The 13680-nt window shown below is 55.4% G+C and carries 9 protein-coding genes and 1 tRNA gene; all 10 read right to left on the bottom strand.

Annotated features, from left to right (window positions below; all coding sequences use genetic code 11):
- Positions 1 to 4: 4 nt before the first annotated feature.
- The 10 genes from B5F12_RS03340 to B5F12_RS03295 all read right to left on the bottom strand — a co-directional run bounded on the left by B5F12_RS03340 (position 5) and on the right by B5F12_RS03295 (position 13641).
- Positions 5 to 1516, bottom strand: a complete 1512-nt coding sequence (locus tag B5F12_RS03340) for a SpaA isopeptide-forming pilin-related protein (RefSeq protein WP_143482314.1) — start codon at positions 1514 to 1516, stop codon at positions 5 to 7.
- A gap of 282 nt (positions 1517 to 1798) precedes the next feature.
- Positions 1799 to 2314 carry a hypothetical protein gene (locus B5F12_RS03335; protein WP_143482313.1) on the bottom strand — a complete coding sequence of 172 codons (516 nt, stop codon included), beginning with the start codon at positions 2312 to 2314 and terminating at the stop codon, positions 1799 to 1801.
- A 504-nt stretch (positions 2315 to 2818) separates the two neighbouring features.
- Positions 2819 to 2903, bottom strand: a tRNA-Leu gene (locus tag B5F12_RS03330).
- Between the two features lie 97 nt (positions 2904 to 3000).
- Positions 3001 to 3663 carry a hypothetical protein gene (locus tag B5F12_RS03325; protein WP_087230251.1) on the bottom strand — a complete coding sequence of 221 codons (663 nt, stop codon included), beginning with the start codon at positions 3661 to 3663 and terminating at the stop codon, positions 3001 to 3003.
- 227 nt (positions 3664 to 3890) lie between these two features.
- On the bottom strand, positions 3891 to 6059 hold the full coding sequence (ppk1, locus tag B5F12_RS03320) for a polyphosphate kinase 1 (RefSeq protein ID WP_242954873.1): 2169 nt from the start codon (positions 6057 to 6059) through the stop codon (positions 3891 to 3893).
- Positions 6032 to 6931, bottom strand: a complete 900-nt coding sequence (locus B5F12_RS03315) for a hypothetical protein (RefSeq protein ID WP_087230245.1) — start codon at positions 6929 to 6931, stop codon at positions 6032 to 6034. Before B5F12_RS03315 ends, ppk1 begins: the two co-directional genes overlap by 28 nt.
- 177 nt (positions 6932 to 7108) lie before the next feature.
- Positions 7109 to 8380, bottom strand: a complete 1272-nt coding sequence (locus B5F12_RS03310; RefSeq protein WP_204221457.1) for a glucose-6-phosphate isomerase — start codon at positions 8378 to 8380, stop codon at positions 7109 to 7111.
- A gap of 36 nt (positions 8381 to 8416) precedes the next feature.
- Positions 8417 to 9328 carry an ROK family glucokinase gene (locus B5F12_RS03305; RefSeq protein WP_087230238.1) on the bottom strand — a complete coding sequence of 304 codons (912 nt, stop codon included), beginning with the start codon at positions 9326 to 9328 and terminating at the stop codon, positions 8417 to 8419.
- Positions 9329 to 9366: 38 nt separating this feature from the next.
- The gene (locus B5F12_RS03300) at positions 9367 to 11202 is read right to left on the bottom strand and encodes a glycoside hydrolase family 13 protein (RefSeq protein ID WP_087230235.1); all 1836 of its coding nucleotides are present in this window, start codon (positions 11200 to 11202) and stop codon (positions 9367 to 9369) included.
- Positions 11203 to 11235: 33 nt separating this feature from the next.
- Positions 11236 to 13641 (bottom strand): glycogen/starch/alpha-glucan phosphorylase, encoded by a 2406-nt coding sequence (locus B5F12_RS03295; RefSeq protein WP_087230232.1) that lies wholly within the window; start codon positions 13639 to 13641, stop codon positions 11236 to 11238.
- Positions 13642 to 13680: the final 39 nt, after the last annotated feature.

The following is a 13680-nucleotide window of genomic DNA, read 5'->3' as shown; positions in this document are numbered from 1 at the left end:
CTCCTTAATGTTCAGTTTGATGTTTTTTATGCATAGCCAGCCCAGTGACACACAGGCAGGCCAGTGCCAATCCGGCACTCATCAGCCAGATGGCATAGCCTCCTGTGGCGGGCAGGCGATACACCAGGGTGTTGCGCAAGTCGTAGGTGAGATGGTAATAGTAGTTGGTGCCATTGCTGTAGTACACCTCATCACTGGTGGTGTCCTTGGCACCGGCTACCCCATAGGGCAGGGTGATGGTGATGGGCTGGGGCAGAAGCTGATAGCCTTCCTCTGTCTGGATTTCCCGCAGGGTGTAAGTGCCAAAGGGGATGTTCACCAGCTCCACCCGGCCCTTTGCGTCGGTGACCAGAGTATCCGTTCTTTGCCCAGGGACAAACTGGCCGTTCTGCACCACCAGAGCGGCATAGCGTCCATCCGCCTGCTGGCTCCAGGTCACCGCGTTTCCCTGGTCATCCAGCAGTTGGAGCTTCACCCCAGACAGGTCCTGGTCTCCCTGGCCGGACTTGTGGATGGTGAGCATCCCCAGGGGCTGGGTGCGCAGCTGCAAATAAAAAACCACCGGGTCTTGCACTCCGGTGGCTAAGGTCTGGCCCACACCGTTGGACCAGATGAGCAGGGCTCCTGTATTTTGGGGGATGTTCTTCCGCATCGTCAGAGTAACGGGATCGGTGATCTCCTGGGTGGTGGAGAAGGTGTAGGTGTTGCCCTGGCGGGAGACGGTAATCCCGCTGGTAGAGGGAAAGGTGATGTCACAGCCGGTGTGGTTGGTATCTGTGAGGGTTACGGTGTATTTACCGCTGATGGCATCATACTGCATGGTGTGAGCCATATTGAGGCCCACATCCGTGCTGGCAAAGCTGGGGATTACTCGATGTTCAGCCATTTGGTCCAGCATCCAGTTGTAGCAGTTCTTAGCCGGATGTCCCTCGATCCACTTCACATAGTTGTCTGCCTCGATGGTTTTGCCCCCATAGGATAGATCGGAAATGGAGGTGGGGCTGGTGCGGATGCCGCTTTGATACTCCCAGATAATGATCTGGGTGGCAAAGGCAAAGTCGTCCACGTTGAAGGCACAACCCACCTCACTTTCGGTGGGCATATAGCTGGGGTTTTCCGGGTTATAGCCGTAGAGCATGGCCAGCATAATGCCTTCACGGGCCGTGGGAGACAGTAGTTTGAGATAGTCCGATGTGCCAGCTTCTCCAGAGGTGTAGTCTCCTCCGTCAAAGGCCTTACCGGACTCGATGCAGTAGGCCAGGGTGTTTCCCACATAGTACTTGTTGTTGGTATAGCCACTGGCCTGAGTGCTGGTGATAATTTTTTTGGTACCGTCGCTGTAGTAGCGCATGAAGCTAAATTTCATCAGAGCGTACTTATGGCCGGTGATGGAGGTGTATGGCTCCCCCTCCCAGGTGTTGACCACCTCGCCGGGAGACCAGGCCGACATGGTGGCCAGCAGGGGCATTTCTTCCTCTGTGGTAGCCTCAACGGTGGGTTCAGCTGCCTCTGTCACCACCTCTTGGGATGGCTGCGTTTCTGGGGGTGCCGCTGCTCCAGGCAGTATCCCGAGACACAGGGCACTGCACAGAGCTGTGGTAAGGATGCGTTGGATGAGTTTCACTTGTATCACGTCCCTTCTGAGTTAAAATGATCTGCCTCATCTCTTGTAAAAGTGATCCGGGTTCCTCGCTATCATAGAGGGGAATCCCGTGTGAAGTAATGGGGCATGGGCAATGTCCTCCTTTCGCTGAAATAGAAAAAGCGCCGGAGTCTTGGTTAGAACTCCGGCGCAATTTCACATGGTCTGCTGGGGGATATAAGGTTCTGTGGGCTGGTGCTCCTGCTCTCTGAGCTGTTCCGTGATATCTGGTATGCCACTTTCAATCTGCTCTTGGATATCCCGGATGTATGCCTCCTGCTTGGGGGACAGATTCAGGTTGGTATTTAGGGTATCAGCGCAGCAATGAAAGATTTCTGTGAGCTGTTCCTGGTTAAAAACTTGGTGCTGGGGGACAAGGCCGGAACGGATAGCAAAGTCTTGCTTGGCCGCCACATAGTTTTCCTGAAAGTAGTGGCCGTAGTTGAGACCTGTCCAGCGGAAGTCCCGGTCCCAGGTGACAAAGTGGATGCCGAATTTGGTCTGGTGTCCAGCCAGCACAGTCCCGTTGAAGTCGGCCAGCACTCGAAAGTCTCCGGTCAGTCCCTGTGCCCTCAAGGGGGGAGCCTGCTCCAGCAACGTCATGTATTCCCGCACTGTACCGGCCAGATGGGTTGCCTGCTCACAGGCCTGTTCCCGTTCCAAAGTTGCCACATCCTCCTGTCGGTAGCGTACACCGCCGCCCTCTGTGATCCTGCAAAGAGGGTGGCCATCCCATTCCACAGGTAACAGACTATCCTGTTCTGCTTGGGTGGTGAAGCCTACCCGTTGGAGTACTCGGCGAAGCTCCTGAAAAAATGTGTCTCGTTTCATACTGTTTACCTCTTTGGGGCGTGGCGCCCTTTTTGAATTTTGCTGGAAATGAAAAAAGGCGCCAATCTGATGATCGATCACGACCAACAAATTGACGCCTAGAAACGCTGTATATTCTATTTGGAGAAGAGTAGCGCCCTTTTTGAAACTGCTTTGTTCAAAAAGGGCGCTGTTTGCCTATATCTGTGCCAACGACGGGGTAGAGGAGGGTTCGAGTCCCACCAGTCGGGGAAAACAGGGCGTTTGCATCTATGGAATTTTCGGTGAAATTTTGAGGAGAAAAATCCCGGAAACGGTTGATGCCGTAGGCGTTGCGCCTACGGCATCTATAGTGTTGGGATAACATGGTACGGGTAGTGGGACTCGAACCCACACGAATCGCTTCACGAGAACCTAAATCTCGCATGTCTACCAATTCCATCATACCCGCTTATATGAGCGACAGGAGTTTTTCCTGTCGCTTTTGATATCTCGTTTTTGCTTGAGAAGGATAGATGCAGACAGCACATCCTGCTTGCGCTGCTCTTTCACCCTTCTTTTTCGGTACCGTCCGAATACTCGTATACATCGTATTCCCCGCAGTACGCGCATACGCCCATTCTTGGGGAATTGACCACGGGCAGTGCGCATCCTTCGTGCTCGTGGGACGCCATACATTTCTCGCAGAAAAACGGGTACTCCTCCATCGCGTCACATTCACAGCAGACGTAATCCGCCGCCTCGCCGCACTGTCCGCACTCGAAAAGCAAAGGCAGATTCCGAGCCAGCAAACGGACAGCCTTGCGCTGTTTGGGACGGGACACAGGATGCAGAAACGTAATCCGAAGCTCTGTCGTACTGCCGAAATCATACTCGTAAAAGAGAACGGAACCGGTCGGAATGCGCTCCAGCTTTGTGCTCTTCCCTATCTCCACCCCGCCGCGTTGATAAAATGCGCTCATATGCCCACAGCACTCAAGCCAGATCTCCCGCAAAAAAGTATCCAGCGTTTTAAGCGTAGAGGTCAGCGGCATATCGAGGTACAGCCAATACACCTTATCCTCGGCGTCCTCCACCTTAAGGAGGACACATTTCTGGTTCTCCGCTTCCTCCCCGCCAGAATGTCTGGAGGAAAAATGCTTCAAAAAACCCGATTTTGCAACGATTGCGCCACAGAGATAGCAATGCCCTTTTGTCATCTGACTTTCCATACCACACCTGCACTTTCTTCACTGAGGTGACAGCACCTAAATCCTGCACGTCTGCCAATTCCGTCATACCCGCATATATGAGCAGCAGGAACTCCCTGCCGCTATTTTTACAAAAACTTCTTCACTGAGGTGACAGCACCTAAATCTCGCATGTCTACCAATTCCATCATACCCGCATATCTCATTATGACTACGGGTATGGAGTATACCACAGAATTGGGGAAATTTCAATACTTTCTTGTAATGGTCCAGGGAAAGCGATCCTTTAGCCGCTGCAATAGGGAGCCCTGGGTCTTGGACTTAGCAGGTGCGGAGCTAGGTTGTGCCGTGTGGGAAGAGGTACGCATAAACTCCTCTTGACTGTTGAGAGGGGAGACGGTGCTGGTTTTTCTCAGGTAGCTCCCGTCGCTGAGCATGGAGCTGGCCTTCACATTGTCCAACAACTGGGTGCGGAGAATCCATTCCAGCTGGGATTTTACCTGTGGGTCATCGATGGGGCAGGCAATCTCAACCCGGCGCAACAGATTTCGGGTCATCAAGTCCGCCGAAGAGATGAAATACTTGGCCTGTTCTCCCCGACCAAAGCAGTAGATGCGGGCGTGCTCCAGATAGCGGCCCACAATGCTGGTGACATGGAGGCTCTCTGTTTTTCCGGGAATTCCAGGCCGAATACAGCAGATGCCCCGGAGAATCAGCTGGACCTCTACGCCTGCTTGGCTGGCTTGCTGAAGCTTGTTGATGATGGCCCGTTCTGTGAGGGAATTGGCTTTGATGCAGATATATCCCTGATGTCCCAAGATAATCTGTTCATCCATGTGGTCTAAGAGAGCCTGGTGAATACCGTTGGGGGAGACCAGAAGGCGCTGATAGCTGCCGTTGAGATTGCTCACCAGCATGTTGCGGAAGAACGCCGCACCGTCCAGGCCAATCTGCTTATCAGCAGTCATAAAGCACAGATCGGTGTACATAGCGCAGGTCTTTTCGTTGTAATTTCCTGTACCGATCTGGGTGATATAGTGGAGGGTATCGCCCCGGCGCATGGTAATCTGGCAGATCTTGCTGTGACACTTATAATCTTCGACACCGTAGATGACCCGGCACCCGGCCTCTTCCAGCACCTTGGACCAGGCAATGTTGTTGGCCTCGTCAAAACGGGCTCGCAGCTCCATGAGTACGGTGACTTCCTTCCCGTTTTCCGCTGCACGACAGAGAATACGGGCAATCTTGGAAGAGGAGGCCAGACGGTAGATAGTCATTTTAATGGCGATGACATCCTTGCGCTCGGCGGCCTCTTGAAGCAATTGCAGGAAGGGGTTGACGGAGTCAAAGGGATAGAACAGGAGTCGGTCTCGCTGCTGAATCTGTTGAATCATGCTCTGCTTGGGGTTCAAATCCTCCGGTTGGCGAGGCTGATAGGGAGGAAAGAGGAGTTTCTCACTGACATCAGCAGGCAGCTGACCAATCAGGGCAAAGACATAGCTCATATTCAACGGAGAGCGGTCCACAAACACCTGGTGCGCTTCCAGGTCCAATCTGTCCCGTAAAATGTCCAGAAAGGCCTGAGAAATGGGCCGAGAGACCTCTAGGCGCACCGCAGACTGTTTACCTCGAAGGTGGAGCAGCTTGCTGACATGGTTCCGGAAGTCCTCTTCGGTGGTGTCCTCAAACTTATCTACGTCAAAGCTGATATCTGCATTGCGAGTGACGCAGATGACACAGCTGTCTGCCACCTTGTATCGCTCAAAGAGGGAGGGCGCCCAGTGGAGGAGCATCTGTTCCATACGGAGATAGCGGCCATTGGAATTGGGCAGCATGAGAAAAGCGGGCAGGGAGGCAGGGAGGGGGACAAATCCCAGAGAAAGTCGATCTTTTTTCTCCCGTAACAGCAGAGAAATGTAAAGCCGCTTTGTTTCCAGGTGGGGGAAGGGGTGGTGGGAGTCCACAATCTGGGGAGAGAGGGTGGGAAGTACGTTGGCGGTGTAATACCGGGAGACGTACTGCTGTTCCGCCTCTGTCAGCTGGTCCATGGAAACATCCACGATGCCCTCTTCTTCTAGCTGAGTGCAGAGGGACTCGTAGAGATGGTTTTTTAGGTCGATGAGGGGAGGAATGGTCTCGTAGACACAACGCAGCTGCTCCCGGGGAGACATGCCGCTTTTGTTATCCCGCTCTTTGTTGTTGGAAATGGCAGCCAGGTCGAAGAGACTGCCCACTCGAATCATAAAGAATTCATCCAGGTTGCTGGTGAAGATGGAGATGAATTTCAGGCGCTCCAACAGCGGCACGGTCTGATCCGCTGCCTCTTCCAACACGCGGCGATTAAACCGCAGCCAGCTCAGTTCTCGGTTTTGGGTGTAGCTGTAATCTTTCATAGTTTTGACTGTATCTTCTGGCATAAATAACCCTCCCGGACACCGTACCGACTGACGATGACCTCGTTTGCTTGACAAGTTTTCACCACATGGCGCAGAATCATCAGGCCAGGGATGAGTGTGTGCAGCCGCTCAGGTGCTGCCTTCAAAATCAGATCGGTGGCCGTGCGCTGGTCGGAGCGGAGTAGGGCAAATACCTCATCCAGCTGGTCAGCGGTGACAGACCGGCAGGTCTGGGGCAGCTGGAAGACCGTGCGGGACAGCTTCAAAGCGGCTCGGGCAGAGCCGCCCACCGCTGCAATTTGATGGGAAGTAAGGTCCTGGGCAGGCAGTTTGCCCAGCTCCCGCTTCAAAGCTTTCTCCATGCGCTCATAGGAGCCGTTTCCGGGAAGAATTCGCTTGACACAGTCCCGGTACAGCTTCAGTGAGCCAATGGGGAAGCTGGAGGCCTGATTCACCTGGCCATGTTCAAACTCCACCAACTCGGTACTGGCGCCGCCAATGTCCACAAACAGTCCACTGTCCATGGCAGTGTCCTGCATGGCACCCACATAACCGAACGTGGCCTCCTCCTCGCCAGAAAGCACTTCGATGGGGAACCCCACCATCTGGCTGATGGCGGCAGCAGCCTGCTGGGAGTTATGGACGTTACGCAGGGAGGCGGTGGCAAAGGCGGAGATGTTGGTGATCTCCAGGTGGTCCAGCGTCTTTGCAAAGGAGAGCAGTCCAGCTCCAGCTCTGCGGATACCTTCCTCCGTCAGGATGCCGTGCTCCATATAATTGGCCAGCCCGGCCATAATCTTTTCTTTAAACAGAACGGTAAAACTCTCTTTTTCCACGGAATACACCGTCAAACGCATGGAGTTAGAACCGATATCAATCACTGCATGCTTCATGTCTATCCTCCTGTTATATGATCTTCACAGCGGTTTTAGCTGTGAAATGGACGTAATACACCACTATCTATACTTTACAAAACCTGTGTCAAGATTTCCTGTCGTATTTTGTAAAGAGTATGTAAAAACTCCTATGGCTGCCCAGAGACAGACATAGGAGTTTGCATGAAACGAAAATTAGGGACGGCCCAGGAGAGCAAACATGTTCTTCTTATAGGCCTCCACGCCGGGCTGGTTGAAGGGGTTGACCTGCAGCACGTGGCCGCTGATGCCGCAGGAGAGCTCAAAGAAGTAGAAGAGCTCGCCCAGAGTGCGGGCATTCATCTTGGGGCTGCGCAGGACCATAGCAGGAGCGCCGCCGTCGTGGTGAGCGGCCAAGGTGCCCTGGCAAGCCATCTCACGGACAAAGCTCAGGGGCTTGCCTGCCAGATAGTTCAGGTTGTCGCCGTCGTCGTCGCAGTGGGGCACAGCCACGTCACAGCCAGTGTCATCCACATAGATCACAGTCTCAAAGAGGATGCGCTCGCCGTCCTGGATGAACTGACCCATGGAGTGCAGGTCGGTGGTGAGCTGCACGCTGGCGGGGAAGATGCCCTTGCCATCCTTGCCCTCGGACTCGCCGAACAGCTGCTTGAGCCACTCGCCGAAGAAGGTATAGGAGGGCTCGTAGTTGCAGAAGATCTCGATCTTCTTGCCCTGGCGATACAGCAGGTTACGAGCGGCGACATACTGCCACACGGGGTTGTCCATGGAGCGCAGGTCATACTTCTCCATAGCCTCGGCAGCGCCGGCCATCAGCTCGTTGATGTCGGTGCCGGACACAGCGATGGGCAGCAGGCCCACAGCGGTGAGGACGGAGAAGCGGCCACCCACCTCGTCGGGAATGACAAAGGTCTCCCAGCCGTTCTTGTCGGCCACGGACTTCAGAGCACCACGGGCCTTATCGGTGGTGGCGTAGATACGGCTGTTGGCCTCAGCGCCGTACTTCTTCTCCAGGTGCTCACGGAAAATACGGAAGGCGATGGCGGGCTCAATGGTGCCGCCGGACTTGGAGATCACGTTGATGGACCAGCTGCGGTTGCCGATGCGGCGCATGACCTTCTGAATCTCATTGGGGCTGAGAGAGCAGCCGACAAAGCAGATATCGGGACCGTCGGAGGGAAAGATCTCCAGGGCGGTACGGGCGCCCAGGTAGGAGCCACCGATGCCGATGACCACCAGCACCTCGGAGTCAGAGCGAATCTTCTTGGCGGCCTTGAGGATGCGGTCAAACTCCTCCTTGTCATAGGCCTCGGGCAGACGCACCCAGCCGGTGAAATCGGAGCCGGGGGCGGAACTATCATACAGCTTGGCGTGAGCGGCGGCCACTTCGTCGGTCATAGCGGTCAGCTGCTCCTTGGACACGAAACCATCCAGATGGGACAAATCCAACGTTAACATAGTGTGCAACTCCTTGTGAAATAAATTTACCCTTGGTTAAGGGAATTAAGCATGATAGAAGAACAGACCAGCGCCGCCATAAATTCCGGCGTTGTTGCCCAACTGAGCCAGTGCGAAGGTGGCCTGACGGGCAGGGGAGAACACATTTTCCCGGTAGGCATCCACCACGGGGTCCATGAGGATAGAGCCAGCAGCAGACACACCACCGCCGATGATGAAGATCTCGGGGTTGACGATACAGCCGATCATAGCAGAGGCCACACCCAGGGCCTTGGCTGCGGTCTGAATGACCTCCATGGCCTGCTGGTTCCCCTCCTTGGCTGCGTCAAACACATCTTTGGCGGTAACCTTCTCCATGTCCTTGAAGGGCTGGAACTCCCGGGCAGCGCGGATGATACCGGTGGCAGAGGCGGTGACCTCCAGACAGCCGTACTTGCCACAGGAGCACTGCCAGTCCTGGTGGAAGCTCATGGGCATATGGCCAGCTTCACCGCCTGCACCGTTGGCGCCAGAGATGATTTGGCCGTTGGAAATAATGCCACAGCCAATGCCAGTGCCCACGGTGAGCATGGCCAAACTCTTGCGGCCTTTGCCGGCGCCGTGCCACAGCTCGCCCAGAGCGGCCAGGTTGGCGTCATTTTCCACCTTTACCACCAGACCAGTGCGGCTGGACAGCTCGGTGGCCACGTTGATATCCCCCCAGCCCAGGTTGACACAGCCCTTGACCTGTTCCTGGTTGAACACAGGTCCGGGGACGCCCACGCCTGCACCCACAAAGGCACAGTCGTCGAATTGCGCCTTTACCTGCTGGATTTCCTGAGCAATCCGGTCAAACATGGCGGCAGGGTCACGGGGAGAGGGAAATTCGCTCTTGTGCAGCAGAGGGCCTTCTTCGTCCACAAGCCCCAGCTTCACGGATGTTCCGCCGATGTCCACGCCAAAACACACTTGCTTCATTGCGCTCAACTCCTCTTTTTCTTGTCGTCAAGATACGCTTATTCCAAAATAATGGCAACACCCCAGGGCTCCAGATGCAGCAACCGCTTTTCCATATTGATATTGGACTGGAACAGCAGCTGTCCCGTGATGGGGAGGGTCATGGGGTCGGAGCCTCCGTTGACAATGGTGTGAATCCGCTGCCCGTTCAAGGTGCGGATGAAATGAATGACATGATCGTTGGGGTTTTCAAAGGTGATATGGCCTCGTTTGAGGGCAGCATATCTGCCTTTGATGCGGCTGAGAGACTCATAGGCCGTCTGCAGAGAGGTCAGCTCACGCCCCCAGGGAAAGCACCGGCGGTTAAAGGGGTCTTCAAACCCTTCCAGCCCTGCCTCATCTCCGTAGTAGATACAGGGCATCCCGGGCAGCGTGAACTGGAGCGCCGCCGCTGCGCACTCCCGCCGCACCGCCCAGAGTTTGGCGTCCTCGCTGAGGAATCGGTTGGCCTTTTCCTGCTTGGAGCCGTCAAAGCTGTCACCCAACAGGGTGAGGATGCGGGGGGTGTCGTGGGTAGATAGGCTGTTCATGAGGCAGTGGAGAACCTCCTGGGGATAGTGCTCCACCACCGACATGATGTTGGCCCGGAAGCTGTTGGCATCCGGCTGGGCCAAGAAGGAGAGAATCGCACTGCGGAAGGGGTAATTCATCACCGAGTCCAGCTCTCCGTGGGAGAAATACTTTCTCCGGGCTCCGTAGCTGATCTTGTTGGAGGCATCCTCCCACACCTCGCCCAGCAGCAGCGCCTCAGGGTTCAGCTCCTTGAGGCGCTGGCGGAACAGGGCGATGAAGTCATCGGGCAGCTCGTCGGCTACGTCCAGACGGAAGCCGTCGGCGCCCAAGCTCATCCAGTGGGCAATGACACTGTTCTCTCCTGTGATGATGTGCTCCAGAAAAGCCGGGTCCATCTCATTGACGCAGGGGAGGGTGTCGATGCCCCACCAGGAGGTGTAGCGGTTGGGGTACTCCTGGAAATCAAACCAACTGCGGTAGGGGGAATTGGGGTCACTGACCGCACCGTGTCCGAAGATATGGTTGCGGTCAAAGTATACGCTGTTGCTGCCGGTGTGGGAGAACACACCGTCCAAAATCACCTTCATACCCAGCTTGTGGGCGTCGGCACACAGGGCAGAAAAGTCCTCTTCGGTCCCCAACATGGGGTCGGGACGCATGTAGTCGGCAGTGTCATAGCGGTGATTGGAAAACGCCATGGAGATGGGGTTGAGATAGATGACATCCACATGCATCCGTTTGAGATAGGGCAGCTTTTCCCGAATTCCCCGCAGATTTCCGCCGAAGAAATCGTTATTCAGTACCTCTCCGTGCTCGTTGGGGAGATAATGGGGGGTGTCGTCCCAGTTTTTGTGTACCCAGTAGGGCTGCAGTTTCTCGGTCAGATCACAGGAGCCCGAGCGAAAAAAGCGATCGGGAAAGATCTGATACATCACGGCTCCGGCATAGGCCTTGGGCGTGTGAAACTGCTGTGGGTAACAGGTCAACTGCCAGAGGTCTCCCTGGTTGATGCTGGTATCCGTCTCTCCGCAGCGGTAGACCTGGAACGGCCCCTGAGCGCCCTGGCAGCGGAAGTGATAGAAATACAGTCCGCACCGGGGGAGGGAAAACTGCGTCTTATAAATTTGATATCCGTCCTGCGTGTCGGTCAACTCGAAGGATACCTGCATCCCGTAGGCGGTGTCGGTGGTGAGAATCACATCCACGCCGCTGACGGCGTAGTAGTCCGGCACCTTCACCGTCAGGGAACAGGGCTGGTTTTCCATCACGCAGCCGAAAGGAGTCTTATATTCTTCTAACAGGCAATTAAATGCGACGTTCATCCATCAAAACTCCAGACAATGAGGAAAAATAGGTCACTTCAGATGCCAGATGTTCTCGGCATACTCAGTGACGGCGCGGTCGGCAGAGAACAGACCGGCCTTGGCGATGTTGACCAGGGACATGTTGGTAAACTTGCGCTGGTCAGCATACAGGGCGGACACATCGTTCTGAGCCCGCACGTAGTCGTGGAAGTCCGCCAGGCACATATAGGGGTCGGCAGGTCCACGATGGTTGGTAATCAGGGAATTGACGATATCGTCAAAGCGCATGTTGGAGAAACCGGTGCGCAGCAGATCCATCACAGCCTGGAGCTGGGGATCGTTATGAATATATACGAGGGGATTGTACCCGTGATGCCACAGGTCGTTGACCTCGGGGGTACGCAGACCAAAGAGCACGATGTTCTCATCGCCCACCTGCTCCCGAATCTCCACATTGGCCCCATCCAGTGTACCCAAGGTAACGGCGCCGTTAATCATTAGCTTCATGTTACCGGTGCCGCTGGCCTCCTTGCCGGCAATGGAAATCTGCTCGGAGATTTCGGCGGCAGGGATGATCTTCTCAGCCAGAGAGACGTTGTAGTCCTCCATAAACACCACTTTCAGCTTGTCGCGCACCACGGGGTCGGAGTTGACCAGGCGGGACACCGCGCAGATGAGCTGAATGATCTGCTTTGCCATGATGTATCCAGCGGAGGCCTTGGCGGCAAAGATGAAGGTGCGGGGCTGGAAGGGGGCATTGGGGTTGTGCTTGATCTCCAGATACATGTGCAGAATCTGGAGGACGTTGAGCAACTGGCGCTTGTACTCGTGCAGACGCTTGATCTGGACGTCAAACAGGGAATTGGGGTCCACCTGGATGCCGTTGCGCTGGAGAATCAAATCGCTGAGGCGCTGCTTATTGGCCAGCTTGATCTCCTGCAGGCGGCTGAGCACGCTGGCATCGTCCCGGTACTTCAGCAGCTTCTCCAACTCTCTGGAGTCCTTGACAAACCCGTCGCCAATGAGCTCTTTGAGCAGAGCGCTGAGGTCGGGGTTGGACTGGCACAGCCAGCGGCGGTAGGCGATGCCGTTGGTGACGTTGAGGAAGCGGTTGGGCTCCATCTGGTAATAGTCCCGGAAGATGCTGTTCTTGAGAATCTCAGTGTGCAGCTTGGACACGCCGTTGATCTTGTGGCAGGCGGCCAGACACAGGTTGGCCATGCGAATCTCGCCGTTGGCGATGACAGCCATGTAGTTGATCTTACCCATGTCGTTGCCATACTTGGCCCGCAGATCCTCCACCAGGCGGCGGTTGATCTCGCACACAATTTGATACACACGGGGCATCTGCTCGGAGAAGAGGCTCTCGCTCCAACGCTCCAGCGCCTCGCTCATAACGGTGTGGTTGGTGTAGGACAGGGTGTTGCAGGTGATCTCCCAGGCCTCGTCCCAGCCGTAGTCGTACTCGTCCAGCAGCAGACGCATCAGCTCGGGCACGCACAGAGCGGGGTGGGTGTCGTTGATGTGGATGGACACCTTGTCGGCCAGGTTATCCAGACTGCGATAGGTCTTCAGGTGCTTGCGCAAAATGGTCTGGAGGGAGGCAGATACCAGCAGATACTGCTGGCGCAGGCGCAGCCGCTTGCCAGCAATGTGGTCATCGGCAGGGTATAGGACCTTGGAGATGACCTCAGCCATGGTGTCGCCCTCCAGGGCCTTGGCATAGTCGCCACGAGAGAAAGCGGTCATATCGAAGCTGCGGGGAGACTTGGCGCTCCACAGCACCAGCTTGTTCACGGCATCGGTGTCGTGGCCGGAAATATACATATCGTTGGGCACAGCCATGACGGACTGATAGTTGACGTGGGCCACACGGTACTTGCCGTTGTCGTCCCAGCCGTGGGCTTCGCCGCCGAACTTGACCTCCACGGCCTCGTCCTCTCGGGGCACCAGCCACACATCGCCCATGGTCAGCCAGTCATCGGGAAACTCCATCTGCCAGCCGTCGATGATCTTCTGCTTGAAGATACCGAACTCATAGCGAATGGAATAGCCTGTGCAGGGAATGCCCAGAGTGGTGGCAGAATCCATATAGCAGGAGGCCAGACGGCCCAGACCGCCGTTGCCCAAACCGGCATCAGGCTCCATCTCATACAGGTCGTGGATGTCGATGCCGCACTTATCCAGTGCCTGGGTGAACAGCTCTTCCAGACCTAAATTATACAAATTATTCCGCAGGGAGGTACCAACCAGGAACTCCATGGACATGTAGTATACCTGCTTGTCCTGGTCCTTGTTGGTCTTGCGGTTAAACTGTGTGTTCTTTTCTACCAGCATCTCATTGACGAGATAGCAGAGACAGCGGTAGATCTGTTGGGGAGAGGCGGTGTCAGAATGACAGCCATAGCGTCGTAACAAGGTCTCTTCCAGTTTTTCAATAATCTGTTTCTGATTCATGAAACTGAACTCCTCTGTGCGGATCACAAGGCATCCGCA

Origin of the sequence: Pseudoflavonifractor sp. An176 (assembly GCF_002160435.1) — a bacterium.
Lineage (GTDB): Bacteria > Bacillota > Clostridia > Oscillospirales > Oscillospiraceae > Enterenecus > Enterenecus faecium.
The sequence above is the reverse complement of the archived record's forward strand: the minus strand, read 5'-3'. Positions and strand labels throughout refer to the sequence as shown.

Coding starts and splice junctions, on each gene's coding strand:
- B5F12_RS03315 (WP_087230245.1), bottom strand. CDS start 6,931: ATGAAGCATGCAGTGATTGATATCGGTTCTAACTCCATGCGTTTGACG.
- ppk1 (WP_242954873.1), bottom strand. CDS start 6,059: ATGCCAGAAGATACAGTCAAAACTATGAAAGATTACAGCTACACCCAA.
- B5F12_RS03305 (WP_087230238.1), bottom strand. CDS start 9,328: ATGAAGCAAGTGTGTTTTGGCGTGGACATCGGCGGAACATCCGTGAAG.
- B5F12_RS03295 (WP_087230232.1), bottom strand. CDS start 13,641: ATGAATCAGAAACAGATTATTGAAAAACTGGAAGAGACCTTGTTACGA.
- B5F12_RS03325 (WP_087230251.1), bottom strand. CDS start 3,663: ATGGAAAGTCAGATGACAAAAGGGCATTGCTATCTCTGTGGCGCAATC.
- B5F12_RS03300 (WP_087230235.1), bottom strand. CDS start 11,202: ATGAACGTCGCATTTAATTGCCTGTTAGAAGAATATAAGACTCCTTTC.